Source organism: Streptomyces sp. NPDC041122 (genome assembly GCF_055592445.1).
This window is the reverse complement of record NZ_JBVIYQ010000002.1, coordinates 217,908-238,866: the sequence shown is the minus strand read 5'-3', so window position 1 is coordinate 238,866 and position 20,959 is coordinate 217,908. Positions and strand designations below refer to the sequence as shown.

General features: G+C 73.4%; 19 protein-coding genes. 7 read left to right on the top strand and 12 right to left on the bottom strand.

All coding sequences use genetic code 11. The features are described 5' to 3' along the window. The first annotated feature begins 15 nt into the window (after positions 1 to 15). From ACZ6B8_RS07365 to ACZ6B8_RS07340, 6 genes are read left to right on the top strand one after another with little or no spacing between them, the layout of a single operon-like run. The gene (locus ACZ6B8_RS07365; RefSeq protein WP_471607165.1) at positions 16 to 1,269 is read left to right on the top strand and encodes a DUF4910 domain-containing protein; all 1,254 of its coding nucleotides are present in this window, start codon (positions 16 to 18) and stop codon (positions 1,267 to 1,269) included. Then, positions 1,266 to 2,585 carry a hypothetical protein gene (locus ACZ6B8_RS07360; protein ID WP_471606577.1) on the top strand — a complete coding sequence of 440 codons (1,320 nt, stop codon included), beginning with the start codon at positions 1,266 to 1,268 and terminating at the stop codon, positions 2,583 to 2,585. Before ACZ6B8_RS07365 ends, ACZ6B8_RS07360 begins: the two co-directional genes overlap by 4 nt. Then, positions 2,582 to 3,547 (top strand): glycosyltransferase family 2 protein, encoded by a 966-nt coding sequence (locus ACZ6B8_RS07355; protein WP_471606576.1) that lies wholly within the window; start codon positions 2,582 to 2,584, stop codon positions 3,545 to 3,547. Before ACZ6B8_RS07360 ends, ACZ6B8_RS07355 begins: the two co-directional genes overlap by 4 nt. Then, positions 3,544 to 4,854, top strand: a complete 1,311-nt coding sequence (locus ACZ6B8_RS07350) for a polysaccharide pyruvyl transferase family protein (protein ID WP_471606575.1) — start codon at positions 3,544 to 3,546, stop codon at positions 4,852 to 4,854. The genes ACZ6B8_RS07355 and ACZ6B8_RS07350 overlap by 4 nt, the downstream gene beginning before the upstream one ends. Next, positions 4,851 to 5,402, top strand: coding sequence for a dTDP-4-dehydrorhamnose 3,5-epimerase (gene rfbC / locus ACZ6B8_RS07345; RefSeq protein ID WP_471076978.1), 552 nt, complete (start codon positions 4,851 to 4,853; stop codon positions 5,400 to 5,402). The genes ACZ6B8_RS07350 and rfbC overlap by 4 nt, the downstream gene beginning before the upstream one ends. 1 nt (position 5,403) lies before the next feature. Beyond that, positions 5,404 to 6,747, top strand: a complete 1,344-nt coding sequence (locus tag ACZ6B8_RS07340; protein ID WP_471076975.1) for a glutamate-1-semialdehyde 2,1-aminomutase — start codon at positions 5,404 to 5,406, stop codon at positions 6,745 to 6,747. A 62-nt stretch (positions 6,748 to 6,809) separates the two neighbouring features. On the opposite strand, the gene ACZ6B8_RS07335 is transcribed toward ACZ6B8_RS07340, so the two are convergent. From ACZ6B8_RS07335 to ACZ6B8_RS07280, 12 genes are all read right to left on the bottom strand, one after another. Beyond that, complete coding sequence (locus ACZ6B8_RS07335) at positions 6,810 to 7,580, bottom strand: phosphatase PAP2 family protein (protein ID WP_471607164.1); 771 nt, start codon at positions 7,578 to 7,580, stop codon at positions 6,810 to 6,812. Between the two features lie 156 nt (positions 7,581 to 7,736). After that, on the bottom strand, positions 7,737 to 8,261 hold the full coding sequence (locus ACZ6B8_RS07330; protein ID WP_471606574.1) for a flavin reductase family protein: 525 nt from the start codon (positions 8,259 to 8,261) through the stop codon (positions 7,737 to 7,739). Further along, positions 8,258 to 9,604 carry an ATP-grasp domain-containing protein gene (locus ACZ6B8_RS07325; protein ID WP_471606573.1) on the bottom strand — a complete coding sequence of 449 codons (1,347 nt, stop codon included), beginning with the start codon at positions 9,602 to 9,604 and terminating at the stop codon, positions 8,258 to 8,260. Before ACZ6B8_RS07325 ends, ACZ6B8_RS07330 begins: the two co-directional genes overlap by 4 nt. Further along, positions 9,601 to 10,473, bottom strand: coding sequence for an NAD(P)-dependent oxidoreductase (locus tag ACZ6B8_RS07320; protein ID WP_471607163.1), 873 nt, complete (start codon positions 10,471 to 10,473; stop codon positions 9,601 to 9,603). The genes ACZ6B8_RS07325 and ACZ6B8_RS07320 overlap by 4 nt, the downstream gene beginning before the upstream one ends. 86 nt (positions 10,474 to 10,559) lie before the next feature. Beyond that, positions 10,560 to 11,300 carry a TSUP family transporter gene (locus ACZ6B8_RS07315; RefSeq protein ID WP_471076964.1) on the bottom strand — a complete coding sequence of 247 codons (741 nt, stop codon included), beginning with the start codon at positions 11,298 to 11,300 and terminating at the stop codon, positions 10,560 to 10,562. After that, positions 11,293 to 12,522 carry an MFS transporter gene (locus ACZ6B8_RS07310; protein WP_471076961.1) on the bottom strand — a complete coding sequence of 410 codons (1,230 nt, stop codon included), beginning with the start codon at positions 12,520 to 12,522 and terminating at the stop codon, positions 11,293 to 11,295. The genes ACZ6B8_RS07315 and ACZ6B8_RS07310 overlap by 8 nt, the downstream gene beginning before the upstream one ends. Before the next feature lies 1 nt (position 12,523). Continuing rightward, the gene (locus tag ACZ6B8_RS07305; protein ID WP_471606572.1) at positions 12,524 to 13,525 is read right to left on the bottom strand and encodes a diiron oxygenase; all 1,002 of its coding nucleotides are present in this window, start codon (positions 13,523 to 13,525) and stop codon (positions 12,524 to 12,526) included. Continuing rightward, entirely contained in the window at positions 13,522 to 14,847 is a 1,326-nt protein-coding gene (gene ectB, locus ACZ6B8_RS07300) for a diaminobutyrate--2-oxoglutarate transaminase (protein WP_471606571.1), read from the bottom strand. Before ectB ends, ACZ6B8_RS07305 begins: the two co-directional genes overlap by 4 nt. Further along, positions 14,844 to 15,818, bottom strand: a complete 975-nt coding sequence (locus ACZ6B8_RS07295; RefSeq protein WP_471606570.1) for a 3-methyl-2-oxobutanoate hydroxymethyltransferase — start codon at positions 15,816 to 15,818, stop codon at positions 14,844 to 14,846. The genes ectB and ACZ6B8_RS07295 overlap by 4 nt, the downstream gene beginning before the upstream one ends. Further along, positions 15,808 to 16,977, bottom strand: coding sequence for a pyridoxal phosphate-dependent aminotransferase (locus ACZ6B8_RS07290; protein ID WP_471606569.1), 1,170 nt, complete (start codon positions 16,975 to 16,977; stop codon positions 15,808 to 15,810). The genes ACZ6B8_RS07295 and ACZ6B8_RS07290 overlap by 11 nt, the downstream gene beginning before the upstream one ends. An 8-nt stretch (positions 16,978 to 16,985) precedes the next feature. Continuing rightward, a complete protein-coding gene (locus ACZ6B8_RS07285) occupies positions 16,986 to 18,365 on the bottom strand; it encodes an LLM class flavin-dependent oxidoreductase (RefSeq protein ID WP_471606568.1) in 1,380 nt (459 codons plus the stop codon). A gap of 217 nt (positions 18,366 to 18,582) precedes the next feature. Beyond that, a complete protein-coding gene (locus ACZ6B8_RS07280) occupies positions 18,583 to 19,281 on the bottom strand; it encodes a response regulator (protein ID WP_471076944.1) in 699 nt (232 codons plus the stop codon). A gap of 411 nt (positions 19,282 to 19,692) precedes the next feature. Between ACZ6B8_RS07280 and ACZ6B8_RS07275 the strand changes: the two genes are divergently transcribed. Then, positions 19,693 to 20,883: an ATP-grasp domain-containing protein gene (locus ACZ6B8_RS07275; RefSeq protein WP_471606567.1), complete on the top strand. Its 1,191-nt coding sequence runs from the start codon at positions 19,693 to 19,695 to the stop codon at positions 20,881 to 20,883. Positions 20,884 to 20,959: the final 76 nt, after the last annotated feature.

The following is a 20,959-nucleotide window of genomic DNA, read 5'->3' as shown; positions in this document are numbered from 1 at the left end:
GCGGCGGGCGAGGAGATGCACGCGCTGGTGGAGCGGCTGTACCCGCTCTGCCGGAGCATCACCGGCGACGGTGTGCGCGCCACCCTGCGCATCGTCGACGAGTACCTTCCGCTGCAGGTGCACGAGGTGCCCACCGGGACGCAGGTCCTGGACTGGACGGTGCCGCAGGAGTGGAACATCCGGGACGCGTACGTCGCCGACGCCTCCGGCCGGCGCGTCGTCGACTTCGCCGCGTCCAGCCTGCACGTGCTCGGCTACAGCGTGCCGGTGTCGGCGACCATGCCGCTCGCCGAGCTGCGGAGCCATCTGCACACCCTGCCGGACCACCCGAACTGGATCCCGTACCGCACGAGTTACTACCAGCCGCAGTGGGGGTTCTGTCTGGCCCAGAAGACCCTGGACGCCCTGCCGGACGGCGACTACGAGGTGCGCGTCGACTCCACGCTCGCCGACGGTCATCTGACCTACGCCGAGCACGTGGTCCCCGGACAGGTGCCGGACGAGGTGATCGTCTCCTGCCACGTCTGCCACCCGTCGCTGGCCAACGACAATCTGGCCGGCATCGCGGTGGCGACGTATCTGGCCCGGTCGCTGGCCGGGACCACGCCGTACTACACCTACCGGTTCATCTTCGCGCCCGGCACCATCGGGGCCATCACCTGGCTGGCCCGCAACGCGGAGCGGATCGACCGGGTCAAGCACGGGCTCGTGCTGGCCTGCGCCGGTGACAGGGGCCGGTTGACGTACAAGCAGAGCAGGCGCGGCGACGCGGAGATCGACCGGGTGCTGCGGCATGTGCTCGCCGCCACCGAACGACCGCACCAGGTCAAGGAGTTCACCCCGTACGGCTACGACGAGCGGCAGTACTGCTCGCCCGGGTTCGACCTCGGCGTGGGCTCGCTCAGCCGGACGCCGTACGCCGGCTATCCCGAGTACCACACGTCGGCGGACAACCCGGACTTCGTCTCCGCGGAGGCGATGGCGGACACGCTCGACGTCTGCCGTACGGCGTTCGACGTCCTCGACCGCAACCGGCGGTACGTCAACCTCAGCCCCTACGGCGAACCGCACCTGGGGCGGCGGGGGCTGTACGACTCGCTCGGCGGCCGCAGCGACGCCAAGGAGGCGCAGATGGCGATGCTCTGGGTGCTCAGCCTCTCCGACGGCGAGCACAGCCTGCTGGACGTCGCCGCACGGTCGGGGCTCGCGTTCGACGCCGTCGCCGCGGCGGCCGACGCCCTGCACGGCGCCGGACTGATCAAGGCATGACGCCGATGGCCACCGAGGGAGAGAACACGACGACGCCGAACGCCCCGCCACCGGCCGCGGGGCGGACCGCCAAGCGGGCCATGTTCGGCCGGCTCTCCTGGGGCCTCGCCGACCAGGCGGCCTCCAGCATCTCCAACTTCGTGGTGGGGATCTACGTGGCCCGCTCGCTCGGGCTCGCCGCGTTCGGCGTGTTCAGTCTCGCCTGGGTGACCTACGGCGTGGTGCTCAGCGTCTCCCGCGGGCTCGCCACCGACCCGCTCGTGGTGCGCTTCAGCGGTGTGCCGGAATCCGCCTGGCGCACCGCGGTGGCCCGCTCGTCGGGCACCGCGCTCGGCGTCGGCACAGCCGTCGGCGCGGTGTGCCTGGTCATCGGTCTGGGGGTCGGCGGACGCGTGGGGCCCGCGTTCGCCGGCCTCGGCGTCGTGCTGCCGGGGCTGCTGATGCAGGACGCCTGGCGGTACTCGTTCTTCGCGGCGGGCGCCGGGCGCAAGGCGTTCGTCAACGACCTGGTGTGGGGTATCGCGCTCGTCCCGGCCCTGGTGGTGGCCGCCCGGGTGGGCGGCGTGGCCGCGTTCGTCCTCGCCTGGGGCGCGTCGGCCGCCGTGGCCGCGGTGTACGGGTGCCTCCAGTCCGGCATCCGGCCCCGGCTCACCGGGGCGCGCGTGTGGCTCCGCGACCACCACGACCTCGGTCTGCGGTACCTGGTCGAGAACGTCAGCACCAGCGGCGCTGCCCAGCTGCGGGCGTACGGCCTCGGCGCGATCGTCGGGGTCAGCGCGGTGGGCGTGGTCCGGGGCGCCGAACTCCTGCTCGGCCCGTTCATGGCCGTGCTGATGGGCCTGTCGCTGGTCACCGTGGCGGAGGCGGCGCGGGTGCTGCGCAGGGCCCCGCACCGCCTCGGCACCTTCTGTTTCCTGCTGGGCGGCGCGCAGGCGGTGGCCGCGCTGCTCTGGGGCGCGGCGCTGCTCCTGATGCCCGACCGGCTCGGCGAGCTCACCCTCGGCGACGTCTGGGGGGCCGCCTCCGAACTGATCGTGCCGGCCGCGCTCGGGGTCGCGGGCGCCGGACTCGGCACCGGCGCCGCGGCCGGCCTGCGTGCGCTCGGCCTTGCCCGGCGCAGTCTGCGCAGTCAGCTGTTCGCCTCCACCTGTTATGTCGCCGGCGGGCTCGGCGGCGCGGTCGCGGCCGGCACGGTCGGCTCGGCCTGGGGCGTCGCCGCCGCGACCGTCTGCGGTTCCGCCGTGTGGTGGCTTCAGCTGCGCGCCGCGCTGCGCGAGCACCACCAGAACTCCATCACCGAAGTGAGGACGTCATGACCGCGCATCCCCGGCTGAGCATCGGCCTGCCCGTGTACGACGGCGAGGAGTACCTCGCCGAGGCGCTCGACGCCCTGCTCGGCCAGACCTACGAGGACTTCGAGCTGGTCATCTCGGACAACGCCTCGACCGACGGCACCGAGGACATCTGCCGCGAGTACGCCGCGAAGGACGCGCGCATCCGCTACCTCCGGCTGCCGCGGAACATCGGCGCGGCGCCCAACCACAACTACGTGTTCACGCAGTGCCGCGGCGAGCTGTTCAAGTGGGCCTCGCACGACGACCTGTACGCGCGCGACCTCCTCAAGCGCTGTGTGGAGGCGCTGGACGAACGTCCGGAGGTGATCCTCGCGCACAGCGGCCAGGCGGTCATCGACGGCGACGGCGAGGTGAAGGTCCCCTACGCGTACGGGCTCGCCACCGACTCGCCGAGCGCCCCGGAGCGCTTTCGCAGCCTGCTCTTCGAGCCGGGCGGCGACGACTTCTACGGGGTGATGCGGGCCGATGTGCTGCGCCGGGTGAAGCCGCACGACAGCTACCACCACGCGGACCGCACGTTCGTCGCCGAGATCACCCTGCACGGCCCCTTCCACCAGGTGCCCGAGCTGCTGTACTTCCGCCGCGACCACCCCACCCGCGCCGAGCGCGCGAACCCCTCGCTGCGCTCACGGTGCGTCAACCTGGACCCGCGCCGCGCGGGCCGGCTGCACCCGACGCCCCGGCTGCTCGCCGAGTACGTCCTGGGCTTCACCTCGGCGATCCAGCGGGCGCCGCTGTCCGCCGCGGACCGGCGTGCCTGCCACCGCCACGTGGCCGCGTGGCTGGCGAGCCGGGTCCGGCCGGGCGCCGGGGAGCGGGTGGAGGACCGCGCCCCGGTCGCCCCGGGCACGCACACCGTCTCCGTGAACGACCTCGTCGCCGGCCGTGAGGGACGCGCCGGCCATGAGGGGCGCGAGGCATGACGCCGGCGGACCGGTCCCCGGCGCGCATCGGGGTGTTCGGGCTGCTCGGCTCCGGCAACCTCGGCAACGACGGGTCGCTCGAAGCCGTGCTCGGTCATCTGCGCACCGCACACCCGGGGGCCGTCGTGGACGCGCTGTGCGGCGGACCCGAGGTGGTCACGGCACGGTACGGAATCCCCGCGACACGGCTGCACTGGTACCGCGGCGAGTACCGGACCGCGTCGCGCGCGGGCGCCGTCGCGGGCAAGGGGCTCGGCAAGCTCGTCGACGCGGTCCGCACCGCCGCGTGGGTGCGCCGCCACGACGTGGTGATCGTGCCGGGCATGGGCGTCCTGGAGGCCACCCTGCCGCTGCGGCCCTGGGGCTTCCCGTACGCGCTCTTCCTGCTCTGCGCGAGCGGCCGGCTGCTCGGCACCCGGGTCGCGCTGGTCGGCGTCGGCGCCGACACGATCCGCAGCCGGCCGACCCGCACCCTGGTCCGCTGGTCGGCACGGCTCGCGGCGTACCGCTCCTACCGTGACGACCTGTCCCGGGACGCGATGCGGGCGATGGGCGTGGACACCGGGCGCGACCGGGTCTACCCGGACCTCGCGTTCGCCCTGCCGACGGCCGCGGCGAACGCGCCCTCGGACGCGCCGGACACGACGGCCCCGGCGGACACACCGTACGCGTCGGACGCTCCCGGCCCGGTCTGTGTCGGCGTCATGGCCTTCCACGGCAGCGACGCCGACCGCGACCGCGCCGACGAGATCCACCGGCGCTATCTCGACGGGACCACCGCGTTCGTCCGCGCGCTGGTCGAGGAGGGCCGGCCGGTGCGGCTCCTCACCGGCGACGACGTCGACGGGGCGGTGGTGGCCGCGATCCTCGACGCGGTCGGCTCACCGCTGGTCACCGCGGCCGACGCGGCCTCGCTCGCCGATCTGATGCGGGAGGCGGCGGCGGCCGACGCCGTGGTGGCGACCCGATACCACAACCTGGTCTGTGCCTTGAAGTCCGGCACCCCGACGCTCGCCCTCAGCTACGCGGCGAAGAGCGACGCGCTGATGGACCGGATGGGCCTCGGCGCGTACTGCCACCCGGCCCGGGAGGTCGACGCCGACCGCCTCCTGGATCAGTTCCGTGACCTGGAGAAGCGGGCGGCCCGGCTGCGCCAAACCCTCGCCGAGCGCAACCGCACCACCACCGCGCAACTCGCCGACCAATGGGCCGAGTTGACCGCCGCACTGTTCCCCACCAAAACGAAGACCACGTCGAAGTCGAAGACCGATCACGCCGGGTCCCGCCCCCGGCAGGAGGCTCCATGAAAGTGACCGAAGTCCCGGCGATCGCCGGCGCGTACCAGTTCGAGCCGGAGCGCCACGCCGACGAGCGCGGCTTCTTCTGCCGCACCTTCGACGCCGACGTGATCCGCTCGGTGGGGCTCGACCCGCACGCCTTCGTCCAGGACAGCGTGTCCCGATCGGTCCGGGGCGTGCTGCGCGGCCTGCACCTGCGCTCCGGCGCCGGCGAGGCCAAGCTGGTGCGGTGCTCGTCCGGGCGGATCTTCGACGTCGCCGTGGACCTGCGGAAGGACTCGCCGACCTATCTGGGCCGGGCCTTCTTCGACCTCTCCGGCGAGACGCAGACGACCGTGTACATCCCGGCGGGGTGCGCGCACGGCTTCCAGGTCCTGACCGACACGGCGGACACCTCGTACAGGATCGACCGCCCGCACGATCCGAGCGAGGACGTGACGATCGCGTTCGACGACCCGGAGCTCGCCATTCCGTGGCCGCTGCCGGTGACGTCGATGTCCCCGCGGGACCGGGCGGCGCCGAGCCTCGCCGAGGTCCTGAAGCAGCGGGAGGGGTGACATGGACACCGAGAACACCGCAGGCGCCGGGGAGTTGCGGCTGCCCACGTCGCGGGCGCTGAACGAGCGGCTGCACGCACTCGTCCCCGGCGGCGCGCACACGTACGCCAAGGGCGACGACCAGTATCCCGAGCACCTCGCGCCGGTGATCAGCCACGGCCGCGGCGCCCATGTGTGGGACGTCGACGGCAACCGCTACATCGAGTACGGGTCGGGCCTGCGGTCGGTCAGCCTCGGACACGCCCACCCGCGGGTCGTCGAGGCGGTGCGGCGGGAGCTCGACCGAGGCAGCAACTTCGTCCGGCCCTCCGTCGTGGAGGTCGAGGCCGCGGAGCGCTTCCTGGCCACCGTGCCGACCGCCGAGATGGTGAAGTTCGCGAAGAACGGCTCCGACGCCACCACCGCCGCGGTCCGGCTGGCCCGCGCCGCCACCGGGCGGGCCCGGGTGGCCCTCTGCGGCGATCACCCGTTCTTCTCCGTCGACGACTGGTTCATCGGGACCACGCCGATGTCCGCCGGCATCCCGGCGGCGACGGACGAGCTCACCGTGACGTTCCCGTACGGGGATCTGGCCGCCACGGAGGAGCTGCTCACGCGGTACCGGGACGAGGTGGCCTGTCTGATCCTGGAGCCCGCCACCAGCGCCGAGCCTCCCCCTGGCTACCTCGCGGGCCTGCGCGAACTCGCCGACCGGCACGGCTGCGTGCTGGTCTTCGACGAGATGATCACCGGGTTCCGCTGGTCGGAGGCGGGCGCCCAGGGGCTGTACGGCGTGGTGCCCGATCTCTCGACGTTCGGCAAGGCGCTGGGCAACGGCTGTGCGGTCTCCGCGCTGGCCGGGCGCAGGGAGCTGATGGAGCGGGGCGGGTTCCGGCACTCCGGTGAGCGGGTGTTCCTGCTGTCCACGACGCACGGGGCGGAGACGCACTCGCTGGCGGCGGCGATGGCCGTGCAGGCCGTCTACGTCGAGGAGGGCGTCACCGCGCGCCTGCACGCCCTCGGCGACCGCCTGGCCGCCGGGGTCCGCGAGGCGGCGGCGGGGATGGGCGTCGCCGACCACGTCGTCGTCCGGGGCCGGGCCAGCAACCTGGTCTTCGCCACGCTGGACGCCGAGGGCCGCCCGTCGCAGGAGTACCGCACCCTGTTCCTGCGCCGGCTCCTCGAAGGCGGGGTGCTGGCCCCGTCGTTCGTGGTGAGCAGCGCGCTGACCGAGGCGGACATCGACCACACGGTGGAGGCGGTGGCGCAGGCGTGCGCGGTGTACCGGAAGGCGCTGGACGCGGGCGATCCCACCCCTTGGCTGGCGGGGCGCCCGGTGCGGCCGGTGTTCCGGCGGGTGGGGTGAGGTGACAAGCACCCGGTGTGACGGCGTCAGGCCCCGACGGTCGTCCTGGGCCTGACGTCACGTCACGCCGCTTCTCGCTGACGGGAGTCGGCCGACCGCGCCGCCAGGCGGTCGGCCACCCCGTCGGCCACCCCGTCGGCCACCCGGTCGACCAGCCACGCCACCACCGGCACCAGCGCGAGCGCGGTGCACCAACCGCCGAGGACGTCCGTCGGGTAGTGCGCGCCGAGGGCGACCTGCGCCCACCCCATCGCGGCGCCCGCCACCAGCGCCGCGGCGAGCACGAGGAGCGACCCGGCTCCCCTGCCGAGGCCCAGCCGACCGGCCGCGAGCAGCGCCGCCGTGACCGCGAGCGCCGTGAAGAAGGCCGTGTGGCCGCTCGGGTAGGACAGGTTGCCCTCGCCGTGAATGGTGCGCCCCACGAGGTGCTTGAGCAACGTCGCCGTGCCCACGGCCAGGGCGGCGCAGGCCACGACGAGTGCCGCCCCGCGCGGCTGCCGCAGGAGCAGGCAGCCCACGACCGCCGCCACGATCAGCAGCGCCGCGCCCGCGGGCTCGCCCAGGAAGTCGGTGGCCAGAGCGACGCCGCGCCACGGTGACCGCACGCTGTCCGCCGTCGGGTCGACGAACCACCGGTCCACCCGGCCGGGTTCGCCGTGTCCCGCGTACAAGGCCCCGATCGCGCCGACCACCAGCACGGCGATGAGCGCGATCAGTCCGAGCGGGCCCCGCAGCGAAGGGGGCAGCGCGGCGGGTGGCGCAGGCCGGTCGACAGCGGCAGCTCCGGCCCCTTGCTCACCGCGTGCGCCAGGGCTCGGGTCGGCGTCAACCATCGTCACGTCAGGCGCGCTTGAGGGCCGCCCGGTCCGCTTTCGGTCGTGTCCCGTCAGTTTCCCGGCTCCCGCCTGGCCACGAGCATCGGCAATCGGTCTCTCCCCGCCAGCCTAACCAACAATGCGGTACGGCAAGCGGCCGTCCCGCGCACGCGGTCAGCCCCGCCGGCCGCCGGGAGCCGCGGGCGACACCGGCGCGGCGTGCAGGCCGCCGTGCAGATGGACCAGACCGCCGCCCGGCGCGCCGACCCGCACGTGCTCCACGAGGCACACGATCAACTCGTGGTCGCCCAGCGTCAGGTGGCGGTGGCGGGCGCCGATCAGCCAGGCCCCGCAGTCGTCGAGCAGGGGCACCCCGTGCGGGCCCGTGTGCCAGCGGGTGGGCGGGGCGAACCGGTCGACGCCGCGCGCCGCGAACCGCTCGGCCACCTCCCGCTGGGCGGCGCCGAGCAGCTGGATCCCGAACCGCCGGCAGTCCTTGATCCTGGCCCATGTCGAGGACGTCTTGGCGAGCGCGAAGGAGACCAGCGCCGGTTCGGCGCTCACCGAGGTGAACGACGTGATCGTCACCCCGGCGGGCCCGTCGGGCGTGGCCGCGGTGAGCACCGCGACGCCCGCCGCGTGCCCCCGCAGCGCGGCGCGCAACTCACCCGCGCCGACCGTGGGCGGCGCGGTGGTCACGCGTCCGCCCCCGGCGGCGTGGCGCCGATCAGCCGCTCGGGCCGGGGGGCCACCGCCGTGATGGAGCGCGGCGCGCCGGGGGCCGGGGTGGGACGGGTCCTGATGGTGATCCGGGCAGCCAGTTCGTGGGCCGCCTCGCGCGCCTCGTCGGCCGATCCGCCCCGGACGATGAGCAGCCCGGACCGGTCGTACGACCAGGCGATGGGGTCCACCGTGTCGCCGGGGGCGACGGAGAGCTGCAGGGCCACCACCCGCGGGTCGGCGCGTACCTCGTCGGCTCCGGTGACGGACTCGACGACGCCCGGCTCCGCGGTCAGGAAGCGGATGGCGCCGCCGCCCCCGGCCGGGCCCGGGGTGCGGGGCTCGGTGCGGCCCGCGTACCAGAGGAAGCCCAGCGCGTCGATGTCGGTGCCGTACACCTCGTGGGTCAGGTCGGTGATCCGGTCGCCGCCGCGCCGGTTGTGGGACTCCACCAGGCGGGGGCCGTCGGCGGTGAGGATCACCTCGGTGTGCGAGGGGCCGTCCGTGACCCCGACGGCGTCCAGCATCCTGCCGACCAGCGCGTCGATCCGGTCCGTGTCCACCGCGTCGAGGCCCGCCGGCTGGACGTGCCCGACCTCGACGAAGGAGTCGAGCTTCTCCTTGGCGGTGTACGCGACGACCACGTGCTCGCCCGCGAAGCTGAACGCCTCCACGCTGAACTCCGGGCCGCGCAGATACTGCTCCATCACGAAGGTGTGCAGCCCGAACTCCGCCGCCCAGGACGCCACTTCGGCCACCGCGTCGGGCCCCGGCACCAGCCGCACGCCCAGGCTGCCGGAACCGTAGCGAGGCTTGATCACCGCGGCGCCGTACGCGTCGACGAAGGCGCGGATGTCGGTCTCGTCGTGGCCGAGGCGTGCGGCGACCCCTTCGATGCCGCGCTCGGCGAGCAGTTCCCGGAAGGCCAGCTTGTCCTGGAGCAGGCGGACGGTGTCGAGGCCGGTGCCCGGCAGGCCGAGTGCCGTCGTCGCGGCGGCCGCCGACTCCAGGCCGTCCTCGATGATCGAGACGACCCGGACCAGCGGCCGGTGCCGGTGCACGGCGGCGAGGAGGTCGGCGACGCCCTGCGGGTCGCGGTAGTCGGTGAGGTGGGCCTCGGCCACCAACTCAAGTCCCGATGTGTCGAGTTCGTGCGGGCCGTGCAGCCAGACGACGTCGAACCCGGCCGCGCGGGCCTTCTTCAGGGCGGCGACCTGTCCCCCGATGACCGCGATCCGCGGCGCGCCCTCGCTCCCGTGGTCGTTGTTCACGTGCTCGTGCCCGTTCTGCTGGTCGCGATCGTTCTCGTTCTCGTGTGTCATGCGCGCAGCTCCCGTCCCGACTCCTTCTCCAGCCAGCGCACGACCTCGACATTGTCGGCGCCCGCCGGCAGTGCGTCGTGCGCCTTCTCCCACAGCTCCTGGCAGGCGTGGCCGAAGGCGGCGGGGCCGCCCGCGGAGTCGAGCAGCGACGTGCCGATGCGGATGTCCTTGAGCATCAGGCGCAGCGCGAACCCCGAGTCGAAGGTGCCGGGCAGCACATGGTCGGGCAGCTTGGTCTGCGAGGCGTGGTTGCGCCCGGTCGACGCGTTGATCACCTCCAGCATCGCCGCAGGTTCGAGGCCGAACGCCCGCCCGGCGAGCATGACTTCGGCGACAGCGGCCAGATTGACCGCGGAGAGCAGGTTGTTGAGCGCCTTCAGCGCGTGACCGGCACCCGCGGGACCCACCCGGTGGACCCTGCCGAGCGCGCCGAGCACCCGCTCCGCCCGTACGACGTCCTCGGGTTCGCCCCCGGCCATCAGCGTCAGCGCGCCCGTGCGCGCGGCGGCCGGCGAGCCGGAGACCGGCGCGTCCACCACGGCCACGCCGTACGCGGCGGCCGCGCGTCCCAGGGCGAGGGTGTCCTCGGGCGCCGAGGAGCCCGTGTCGACGATCAGGGCGCCGGCGTCGAGGTGCGGGAGCAGCGCGTCGGCCACCTGCCGGACCGCCGCGCCGTCGGGCAGCATGGTGACCACCACCGGCGCGGCCAGCTCCGCGACGCTCCGCGCCGCGCGCACGCCCGGGTGTTCCCCGGCCGCGGCGGTGACGCCCGGATCGGCGTCGTACGCGACCACCTCGAACCCGCGCTCCGCGAGGCGGCGGCACATCCCTCCGCCCATGGACCCCAGTCCCGCACATCCCACCCGCATGTTCCGCTCCGTTCCTGCCTCGGTACGTATTGCTGTCGACATATCGCCCGCGCTCCCGCCGCCCTCTCCTCGTGTGGCCCCCGCCCTCACCCCGTGACGAGGGCGGTGAGGCCCCGGACGATGAGGACGAGCGCGGCGACGACGGCCAGCACGAGCACCGCGCCGCGCATCCGGCCGCCGCCGTCCACCCGCTTCCTGACCGGCCCCGACAGCGCGAACCCGGCCACCACCGCCGGCAACAGCAGGGCGCCGAACGACAGTTGGTCGCCCGAGAGCCGGCCCACCGCGGTGAGGGAGACGAGCGAGAGCAGCGTGCCCGCCGTGTAGAAGACGCTGAGGGTGCCGCGGACCTTGGGCCCGGGTTCCTGGCTGTAGACGAGCGCGATGAACGGCCCGCCGATGGACGAGGTCGTGCCGGTGAGGCCCGCCACGGCGCCGGAGGCGATCAGCGTGCTCCGGTTCCTCGGCAGCCTGGCCGGGTCGAAGGCGAGCAGCGAGACGACGCCCAGGGTGATCCCCGCGGAGAGCAGGTCGAGCGTCGGCACCGAGACGACGAGGATGACGTACGACGCCGTCACCGTGCCGACGATCCGGCCGGCCATCGCCCAGGAGACGCCGTACCAGTCGGTGTGGGAGATCTCCCGCACCGCCCCGAGCGCGGCCAGCACCGCGGCGACCAGGAGCAGCGAGCCCGGCATGAGGTCCGGCGCGGCGATCTGCACCACCGGCGCCGACACCAGGGCGAGCCCCACGCCGAGGCTGCCCTGGACCAGCGCGCCGAGGAAGACCGCGACGGAAGCGAAGAGGAGGACGGAGAGTTCAGGCATCGACGAGCCCCTTCGCGCCGATCCGCCGCCCCGCCGCGCGGGCCACCCGCTCGGCCGCGAAGCCCGCGGCCACCAGCACCCCCGCGGCCACCACCCAGCCGAGTGAGCCGGAGCCGAGCAGCAGCCCGGTGACCAGCACCGGCCCGAGGACGCGCTGGCCGGCCACGCTCAGGTTGAACACGGAGAGGTAGCGTCCGCGCTGCTCCTCGGGGGCCAGGGCGATGGAGAGGTCCCACACCGCGGAGTTGGCGGTCACCTCGGCCAGGGACAGCGTCACCACGGCGGCGGCCAGCCACGCCACCGCGGGCCCGCCCGCGACCGAGCCGGAGGCGGCGAAGCACAGACTGCTCGCCGCGAGCACGGCGCCCGTCCAGGTGAGCATCCGGGTGGTGCGCCGCTGGCCGGTGGCCAGCTTGCTGACCGGGATCTGCAGCACCACCACGAGCACGGTGTTCAGCGCGAACAGCACCGACACGGTGGCCCGCGGCGCGTCCGTGTGCTCCAGGATCCACACGGGCATCGCGACGAGCAGCATCGTGTCGAAGAAGAACAGCAGGAAGTTGAGCCCGGTCAGCGTCAGATAGCGCGCGTCGGGCAACACCCTCCCTTGGACGGCGCGTCCCGCCGTCCTCCGCGGTTCGGCGTGGGCCGCCGGCGCGGCCGGTTCGTCCACCCGAAGCACCAGCACCGCCCCGCCGAGGAAGGCCAGCCCGATGGCGATCAGGGTGACCCGGTAGGCGGCCTGCGTGTCGTCGACGAGCGCCGCACCGGCCGCCATCGCGCCGACCCCGAGTCCGCAGTTGCGTACGACGTTGACCACCGCGAGCAGCCGGGTGCGCTCCTGACGCTCCGGCACGGCCAGGGCGACCAGCGCCTGGAGCACCGGGGGGCCGGCCCGGTCGCACGCGACCGCGCAGAGCGTCACCAGCATGAACTGCCAGAAGTCCGTGACGAGGACGTACGCCGCGCAGCACACGCCCCGTCCCAGATACACCGCGGCGAGCACCCGCCGCGCCCCGTACCGGTCGGCGAGGACCCCGCCCAGCAGCGAGATCCCGAGGGCGACGACACCGGCGAGGGCGAGCCCGGAGGCCACCTGGTTCGCCGACAGGCCCACCTGCCGGGTGAAGTACGCCATGGAGCTCGCCATGAACAGGCCGATGCCGAGCGACTGGACGAGGGCTGCGGCGGCGAGCCTGCGCCCGCCCGCGGTGAGCTTCACGTCACTCGGTCCCGAAGTCGAAGTCGACCTGGTCCTCGAGCTCCATCTCGCGCACGATGCGCCGCACCCCGGAGAAGTCGCGCACCAGCAGGCCGGTGCCGGCCTGCCGCCGGCAGTCCTCGACGATCTCGTCGGCCCTCTCGAACCCGGCCGCCCGCAGGATGCCGGGCCACACCGCGAAGTCCTGCTCCACGAAGGCGTGCAGCGCCGTGGGCAGCGTGTCGGCGAAGGCGCGGCGCTGCTCGGTGTTCATGTGCACGTACAGCGCCTTGGCGACCTCGACCATGACGGAGGAGTGCGCGGACTCGTCGCGGGCGTGCAGCCGGGGCACCAGGGCGTGCAGCGGCTGGACGGACTTGTCGCGGGAGAGCAGCTCCAGATAGGCGTTGACGCTGATCTCCGAGACGGTCGTCCAGACCAGCTTCAGCAGGTCGCGCTCCCAGCGCTCCGACGCCTTCGCGTCGGCTTCGAGGAGGCGGCGGTAGGTGACGGTGTGCGGGTAGGCCGGTTCGCCGGTCACCTGCCGCACCTCGCGGGTGCGCTGCATCGCGATCATGTGCATGTAGGTGTGCCAGACCTCGTCCACGTGCGTCTGCTGGACGGCGCGCTTGAGCTGGACGCTGTCGGCGCCGGGGAAGGCGCCGTGCATGATCATGGCGAAGGTCGGGTTGGCGACGTGTTCCTCGGCCGCGATGACCCGCTCGTTGTAGACCAGCCAGGCCATGGTGAGGACCTGCCGGCGCTGCTCGGGCGCGGCCGCGAGGTAGAGCGGGTGATCGGCGAACGGCAGCAGGTGCTCGGGGTAGTCCGGCAGCTCCTCGTCGTACTCCTCCGGCTCGGATATCTGGTCGAGGTCGGTGCGGATCGTGGCGCGTCGCGGCCAGGAGTCGGCGATCCGGCGCAGCACGGTCTCGTCGATGCCGTGGGCGTGGCCGTCCTCGTGGCCCTCCCGGTCGCTCTCGTGCGCGCCCTCGACGGTCTGCTCGTGTTCGGCGATGCTCAACTCGGGTCCCCTTCGGATACGTGCTCTTGGGCGGCCGCCGCGATGGAGTCGGCGAGGAGGGCGAGGCCGGGCGCCAGGTCGTCGGCGTCCGCCACGATGGGCGGCATGATCTTGAGGACCTGGCCGCGGGCCCCGGACGTCTCCACCAGGAGCCCGCGCGTGAAGGCGGCCCGCGACACCCGGTCCGCGAGCGCCGGATCGGTGAAGCCGAGGCCGCGGAACCACCCGCGGCCGAGGACGGTGCAGCCCAACTCCACGAACCGGGAAGCCAGTTCGGTGAGCCGCTCCTCCAGGACGGCGGCGTTGCGCCGGACCCGCGCGGCGAACTCCGGGTCCGCCCAGCGGTCCAGGCAGGCCGTGGCGGTGACGAAGGCCAGGTTGTTGCCGCGGAAGGTGCCGCTGTGCTCGCCGGGGCCCAGCTGGTCGAGCTCGGGGCGGACCAGGACCAGGGCCATCGGCATGCCGAAGCCGCTGATGGACTTGGACAGACAGATCAGGTCGGGGACGATGCCCGCCTCTTCGAAGCCGAAGAAGGTGCCGGTGCGCCCGCAACCCGCCTGGATGTCGTCGACGATGAGCAGGATGCCCCGCTCGCGGGCCACCTCGGCGAGCCTGCGCAGCCATGCGGGGCTCGCCGCCGCGAGACCGCCCTCGCCCTGCACGGTCTCCACCACGAAGGCCGCGGGCAGGTCGATGCCGCTGCCCGGGTCGTCGAGCATCCGGGTCAGATAGTCGATGGTGTCGACGCCTTCGCCCGCGTACCCCTCGTAGGGCATGCGCGTGACGTGGCCGAGCGGCACCCCGGCCGCACCGCGCTTGAACGAGGTGGCGGACGCGGCGAGCGCGCCGAGCGAGAGGCCGTGGAAGCCTCCGGTGAAGGCGACGATGTCGGTGCGCCCGGTGACCCTGCGGGCCGTCTTGAACGCCGCCTCGACGGCGTTGGTGCCGGTCGGCCCGGTGAACTGCACCCGGTGGTCGAGCCCACGCGGCGCGAGCACCACCTCGTGGAAGCGGCGCAGGAAGGCGGCCTTGGCGCCGGTGTGCAGGTCGAGGCCGTGGACCGGCCCGTCGGCCTGGAGGTAGGCGATGAGGGCGGCGCGCACGTCGGCCGGGTTGTGCCCGTAGTTGAGCGCGCCGGCGCCGGACAGGAAGTCGATGTACTCGCGGCCGTCGGCGTCCCACATGCGGTGGCCGGACGCCCGCGTGAAGACGGCGGGGAAGCGGCGGCAGTAGGTGCGCACGGCCGATTCGAGCTCGTCGAAGACGGCCGTGTCCGAGCCGGGGGTCACCGGCGCCGCGGCGAGCGGTTCGGCGGTGGTCATGAGGCACTCCAAGGGTCGATGCCGGTGATCTCGGCCGTCTCACGGGGGGTCAGGGCGGTGCGCGGGGAGAGCGGGAACCAGCCGGCGACGCTGAGCCGCAGCAGTTCGCGCATGCGCTCGGCGATCAGCTCCGGGGTGTACCGCTCGGGCACCTCGGCCGCGTCGATGACCGGGGTCGGCGGGAAGTAGCGGCCGCCGGGGACGGGGCGCACGACGGCGTCCCACAGGTTGAGGCTCTGGCCGCCCCAGCGGGCCCGGCCGCTGAACACCGAGTACAGCGGGAGGCCCGCGGGGTGCGGGCGGCTCAGCGCCTGGTTCACGGCCTCGCTGACCATCTCGACGATCAGCCCGCAGCCGCCCGCGTCCCGGGCCCTGCGGGCCTGCGCGAAGAGCGTGAGCGCGCCGTCCAGGGCGTCACCGTGCCGGGCCAGGCCGCCGCTCTGCGGGGTGTAACCGAGGTGCGCCAGGGTGGGAATGCCGGCCGCGGCCACCGCCTCGACGCAGCGGAACTCGCCCTCCCCCGCGACCTCGATCTTGACGGCGTCCGCGCCCTCGGCGACGAACCGGTCGGCGGCGGCGCGGGCCGTGGCGGGGCCGCGCGTCGTCCCGTCGGGCAGGTCGGCGAGGAGGAACGGCCGCCGGGCGGCGGGGAATTCGGCGTCCAGCGTCTTGCGCACCTCGGCCACCAGGCCGGTGAGGGTGGCGAGGCCCCACTCCTGTTCGGCGTCGCCGTTCAGGGTGGTTCCGGTGCGGCCGAGGTGCGTCATGAAGTACGAGTCGCCGACCATCACGCATTCGACGGGGGCGTCGAGCAGGTCCGGCGCGCGCAGCGCCTCGGCGAGGCCCTCGACCTCGTAGCCCCGGTAGGCGTTGATCTTGAGGCCGAGCTGGGCCGGGCTGTCGTACCGGTGCAGGTAAGGAGCCAGCGCGGCGGCCGCCGTCGGCCTGGCTGTGGTGGTGTCAACGGTCACGGCCGCCCTCCCAGTAGATCTTGTTGATACGGCCGATGGCGTCCGCGACGGCCTCTTCGGGCGCCGCGGTGAAGCAGAGCCGGGCCCAGCCGTCGCAGTGCGCGCCGAACACCCGGCCCGGGGCGAGCCCCACGCCGGCCTCGGCGCAGCGGCGCACGAACTCCGAGCCGTCGCCGTACCGGGCGAGGTCGAGGAAGGTGTAGAGGCCGCCATGGACGCGGGTGTGCGGGATCTCCAGGGCGGCGTCGGCGAGCCGCCAGGCGCGCTCGGCCGCCGCGCGGCGCCGTGCGAGTTCGCCGGCGGGGGTGTCGAGCGCGCGGAAGGCGGTGTGCTGCGCGGCCGTGGAGACCGAGTACAGCGTGTGCAGCGACCACTTGGTGAGGACCTCCTCGGCGCCGGATGGCGAGATGAGGTGGCCGACCCGGGCGCCGGGCATGGCGTACGTCTTGCTGCAGCTGTGCACCGAGAAGGTGCGCTCGGCGGCGCCGGGGACGGTCGCCGTGTCGAGGAATCCGCCGTCGTCGAAGTCGTAGTTCTCGTAGGCGTTGTCGGCGATCAGCCACAGGTCGTGCCGGGCGGCGAGGCCGGTGAGCGCGGCCAGGGCGCGTGCGTCGAGGCGGAAGCCGGTGGGGTTGTTGGGGTTGTTGAAGTAGATCGCCCGGGTGCGCGGCCCCACCGCCCGCTCGATCGCGGCGATGAAGTCGAAGTCGGGGTCCTCGCTGAGCTCCAGGAAGACCGGCACCTCGCGCGGGATCCCGCCGGCCGCCCACACCAGGCCGGTCGCGAACAGCCACTGCGGGGAGAGGACGATGACCTCGTCGCCCGCGTCGAGGACGGCGTGCAGGGTCACCGCGACGGCGTGCGTGGCGCCGCTGGTGACCAGGATCTGGCCGGGGTCGACGGGGGTGCCGCGGCGCCGGGCCGCCGCCTCGGCGAACGCGGAGCGCAGCGCGGGGACACCGGCGGGCGGCGCGTGCTCGTGGGCGGCGATCCCGAACTCGGCGCGGTCCCAGGTGCCCGGGCGCGCGCACGGCTCGAAGACGGTCCTGCCCTGCTGCAACGGCACCCGCTCGGTCACCGCCGCGGAGCGCAGCAGCCGGTCGACGGCCACCAGCGGGGAGGGCGGTATCTCACTGAGGGTTCTGGCGAACGACGGCATGGCGGTCCTCACTCCTGGACTCGGGACGGGCCCGGCTTCAGCGGGACGCGGGCGGCGGCGCCCCGGGCGGGCCGGTCGATGCCGAGGTTTCCGCGCAGGGTGGTGCTCTCGTACTCGGTGCGGAACAGGCCGCGGCGCTGCAGCTCGGGGACGACGAGGTCGACGAAGTCGTCCAGGCCGTCGGGGAGCACGGGCGGCATGACGTTGAAGCCGTCGGCGGCGCCGCCGGTGAACCACTCCTCCATGAGGTCGGCGACGTCGTCGGGGGTGCCGATGACGATGCGGTGGCCGCGGCCCCCGGTCAGGGACTGATACAGCTCCCGGACCGTCAGGCCCTCGCGGCGCGCCTTGTCGTAGACGAGCTGCTGGCGGCTGGTGCTGCCCTCGGTGGGCGGCAGTTCGGGCAGCGGCTCGTCCAGCGGGAGGCCGGAGATGTCGATGTCGCCGAGGAGCTGGGTGAGCAGCCCCAGCCCGACGACGGGGTCGACGAGGTCCTGCAGGACGGCGTACTTGTCCTCGGCCTCGGCGCGGGTGCGGCCGATCACGGGGAAGAGGCCGGGCATGACCTTCAGCTGGCCGGGGTCGCGTCCGTAACCGGCGGCCTGTTCCTTGATGCCGCGGTAGAACGTCCGCCCCTCGTCCAGGGTCTGGGCGGCGGTGAAGACCACCTCCGCCCAGCGCGCGGCGAAGTCCTGGCCGTCCGCGGAGGCGCCCGCCTGGACGAGGACGGGGTAACCCTGCGGCGGGCGGGCCACGTTGAGCGGTCCGCGCACGGCGAAGTGCTCGCCCTTGTGGTCGAGGACATGCAGCCCGGCGGGGTCGAAGTAGCGTCCGGACTCCTTGTCGTAGGTGAACGCGTCGTCGTCCCAGCTGTCCCACAGGCCGGTGACGACCTCCATGAACTCCCGGGCGCGGTGGTAGCGCGAGGCGTGGTCGGGCTGGGAGTCGCGGTTGAAGTTCTTCGCCTCGGCGTCCGTGACCGAGGTGACGATGTTCCAGGCGGAGCGGCCGGAGCTCAGGTGGTCGATCGAGGCGAACTTCCGGGCGATGTGGAACGGTTCGTTGTACGTCGTCGACGCGGTCGCCGCGAGACCGATGTGCGTGGTGTGCACGGCGAGGGCGGACAGCAGCGTCAGCGGGTCGAACTGGAGGAAGCGGCCCCAGCGGCTCAGGTCGTCGGCGTCGCGGTACGGGGTGCGGATGCCCACCCCGTCGGCGACGAAGAACATGTCGAACTTGCCGCGCTCCGCGGTGTGCAGGAGCTCGCGGTAGTGAGCGAAGTCCAGGCCGCCGTTCGCGCGGGCCGTCGGGTGCCGCCAGGAGGCGACGTGGTACCCGGGGGCCAGGAGAAAGGCTCCGAGGCGGAGCGTACGGCGTGTCACGCCCATAGCAGGTCTCCGGTGTCCTTGCAGGTGAGGAGCTTGTGGATCGAGTCGGACACTAGATCAGGAACGGGGGGCGGACACGGTTTAGCGGGCACTGTGGCTTTACTGCGGAAAACCCCTTCTGCTTCTTTTGACTACCGAGCGGTAACTCTCTTTGGCGGCACCGGCCATGACACAGGCCCCGCACCCGTGGGGGTGGGGGCCTGGAGGGCGGCGGGGTTCAGCGGGGGCGCCGGCGTAAGGCGCCGTGCGCGGTCTCGTAGTGGTGTTCGGGGCGGCCCGCTCCCCCGTACTTCAGGGCGAGTTGGACGGTGCCGCACTCCTGGAGGTGCTTGAGGTAGCGCTGCGCGGTGGAGCGGCTCACCCCGGTGAGGTCGGCCACCTCCTGCGCGGACAGCGCCTTGCCCGCCCGGAGCAGCACGTCGCGGATGTGCTCGGTGGTCGCCGCCGAGTACCCCTTGGGCGGCACCTCCGCCCGGACCGGTGTGTGCAGCGTGCCGAAGATCTCGTCCACCTCGCCCTGCCCCAGGGAGTCCGAGCGGTCGAGCCGGTCCCGCATCTGCGCGTAGGAGGTCAGCTTGGCGCGCAGCGCGGCGAAGCTGAACGGCTTGACGAGGTACTGCAGGACGCCGTTGCGCAGCGCCGAACTCACCTGCTCCGCCCCGTGCGCCGCCGAGATCATGATGACGTCGGTCTCATGGCCGAGCCGCCGCAGCCGGCGCACCAGGTGCAACCCGTCCTCGTCGGGCAGGTAGTGGTCGAGCAGCACCAGGTCGACGCCGCCGCGCTCGACGGCCCGCAGCGCCTCGGCGGCCGTGTGGGCCCGGCCCATGACGCGGAAGCCCTGAATGCGGGACACGTAACGGGAGTTGATCTCGGCCACATGGAAGTCGTCGTCCACGACCAGCACGTCGATCACGGCGCGGCTCCCGTCGCCGCGGGTGTGTTCCGGGGCAGTGGCACCGCGAGGACGTCGGCTGCGCCCGGCCCGCCCCCCTCGCGCAATTCCCGGTCGGACGAGCCCGCGAGGGTGTGCGGGCATTTCACCGGTCCGTGGTCGTGAACCGATGGTGTTGCGGCGAGAATTCGTTGGTTCTTCAACTTCCCCCCCGTTTCCAGTGCAAGATCAAAAACTTTCGGTCTCCGTTCTTCCTACACGGGCGCAATGAGCAGAACAATCTTTCCGAGGTAAAGCCGGGGTATCCGCCAGGACGGCCCTGACCTGGGCTCACGCCCCTAGCCTGAGTGCCGCGCACAGCCGGTGCGCGCGGTGAGAGGGGGCGCGGAGATGTCGATGAGTTCCGGCACGGCACGGAATGTTCTGGCTTTCGTGGACAGCGACTATGCGGACACTCCGTACGACAAGTGGGCGGCCGATACGGGCGTACGGCCGCACCTTCTGGTCTCCGCGGCCAAATTCCCGCAGTACCGGCACATTCCCGACGCCGTCCCCGTCGCCGACTTCCGCGAGGGCGGCGAGGCCGAGCGGCTGGCCCTCGACCTCGCCGGGCACACGCCGGTCGACGCGGTCATCGCCCGCATGGAGGGCGACCTGCTGCGCGCCGCGCGGCTGCGGGAGCTGCTCGGGGTGCCGGGCCAGGACTTCGCCGGCGCGCTCGCGTTCCGCGACAAGGTCCACATGAAGAACCTGGTGCGCCAAGGCGGCCTGGAGGTACCGGAGTTCGCTCCGGTCCGGGTGGCCTTCGACCTCTTCGGCTTCGTCCGCGAACACGGCTACCCCGTGGTGGTGAAGCCGGCCCTCGGCTCCGGCTCGACGGGCACCCAGGTGCTGCGCGGCCCCGCGGACCTGACCCGGCTCCTCGCCGCGGGCCTGCCCGAACAGGCCGAGGTGGAGCGGTTCGTGGCGGGGCGGATGTACGTGGTCGACGGCCTGGTGGCGGCGGGCGCCCCGGTGGCCACGTTCGCCTCGCGCTACCTCAACGACTGCCTGTCCTTCCACGACGGCGTCTACCTGGGCTCGGCCCAGCTGGCCTCCGACCACCCCCTGACGGACCGTCTCATCAGCTATGCACGCACGGTGTTGGAGGCCCTCCCCACCCCCGAGTGCACCACCTTCCACCTGGAGGTCTTCCACACGCCCGACGACCGCCTCGTGCTGTGCGAGGTCGGCAGCAGGACGGGCGGCGCGCTCACCTCTCCCGCGATCCACGCGGCGACCGGCTTCAGCCTCGACGAGCAGTGGTTCCGGGCGCAGGTCGCCCCGCGGACCCTGAGCACCGCCCGCCCGCACGGCGTCGCCCCCGGCCGGAGCGCGGGCTGGGTCGTCTTCTACCCCGAACGCGCCACGCTGGCGGCCCTGCCCGAGAACCCCCCGCCGTTCGTGGTGGAGGAACGCCTCCGGGCCACGATCGGCGCGACGTACGAGGGCGGAGTGAAGTCCGCCCACTACCTGGCGGCCTACGTCCTGACGGGCACGGACGACCGGGAGGTCGAGCGGAACGCGCAGGAGTTGGCGCGGTGGTACGCGGCGGGGGTGCGGTGGGTGGACCGGCGGGAGTAGGGGGACGGGCAGCCTTCCGACGGCGGTGCGCTCACCGCTGTCGTCGGGCGACCCGGCACAGCGGCCCCGGCTCCGG